The following is a 1,258-nucleotide window of genomic DNA, read 5'->3' as shown; positions in this document are numbered from 1 at the left end:
GTGCACAGAACATCCCTGCCGCTTCTAGAAAAACCTGAAAGGAATTTAAATAACCAAACATGGCATTTCCTTCCCGTAAGGTAGGAAACTGCGAGGAAAAATAGACCGGAAATTGCTGATCGTAAACGCCGTAAATGCAGGTTCCGACCACGAAGAAAATAAGAGCCCAGAAACGCGGTAACATGAGCAGACGCAAGGCATCTTCAAGTGAGACCTTTTTAACCCCAATCTCAAGTTTCTCCATGCTCGCCGGTGCCGCGACTTTTAATCGAGCCAGCAGGCAGAAGAAGACCAAGCCAGAGCATGACGCCACTATAAAGTTAAGGTCAGGATTGATATTAAACAGCAGCCCGGCGAAAAACGTGGCGACGGCCCATCCCAGAGAGCCCCACATGCGAGCTCGTCCAAATTCAAAATTACTCTGACGTGCAACGCGCTCGGTATATGACTCCAGCACGCCGATACCGCCGTTAAACGTCATACCAATAAACAGACCACCAAAAATGCTACCCAGCAAGATATTGATCCTGAGTAAATAGCTAAAACAGAGATAGGCAGGGGCGGAGAGGATCAGCAGTGCCGTAATAAACCACAGGAGGTTTTTGCGTAAACCAAGACGATCCTGGATAAAGCCGTAGAAGACCTGTGCGAAAAGGGCCGATACCGATAAAACGGAAAAGATAATGCCTGTTTCCGATGCCTTTAATCCCACTTCCTGATGGAGCCAGATAGAAAGAAGTGAGCTGGACGAAGACCAGGTAACAAAGAAAAAGAACAGCAGAGCACTGAGCAGCAAATAGCTGCGGGAAGGCCTTTTTTTCATCTGAGCAATCTCATATCGGATCATATGCAGTAATGGTAACGTTAACGTATGTTGCTCACATTGAGTTTTGAAACGATATAAGATGTTAATCACAAAAGTTAACGTTAACATTTATCGTTTGAGATCTGTGTCATGTTTCTGTTCCAAATTCCCAAAATAACGGACTTAATGCTTAGAATAATGGGTTCATTTTTATGGATAATCTTTATTGTAAGTGTTCGCTTACGCAACGAGGATTAGCCGTGTATTTGCAAAATGGAAGATTATGGCGTCTTTAAAAGATGTAGCCAAAATGGCCAATGTATCGTTAATGACAGTTTCGCGGGCACTGAATAACCCTGAACTCCTGAAGCCTGAGACGCTTACACGGGTGCAGGAGGCGATTCTGCATCTGAACTACGTACCTGATTTGTCTGCAAAACAGATCCGCAGTGT

2 protein-coding genes are annotated in these 1,258 nt (G+C 44.8%); one reads left to right on the top strand and one right to left on the bottom strand.

The features are described 5' to 3' along the window. On the bottom strand, positions 1-823 hold an 823-nt coding region (locus tag AC1DUO_RS25130; RefSeq protein WP_477989401.1), incomplete at its 3' end, for an oligosaccharide MFS transporter. Between the two features lie 265 nt (positions 824-1,088). Here AC1DUO_RS25130 and AC1DUO_RS25125 point away from each other — a divergent pair. After that, positions 1,089-1,258: LacI family DNA-binding transcriptional regulator (locus tag AC1DUO_RS25125; RefSeq protein WP_477989403.1), on the top strand; the 170-nt coding region annotated here is incomplete at its 3' end.

Source organism: Rahnella sp. P4_A8 (genome assembly GCF_056402435.1).
This window is presented reverse-complemented; position numbering and strand designations above follow the sequence as displayed.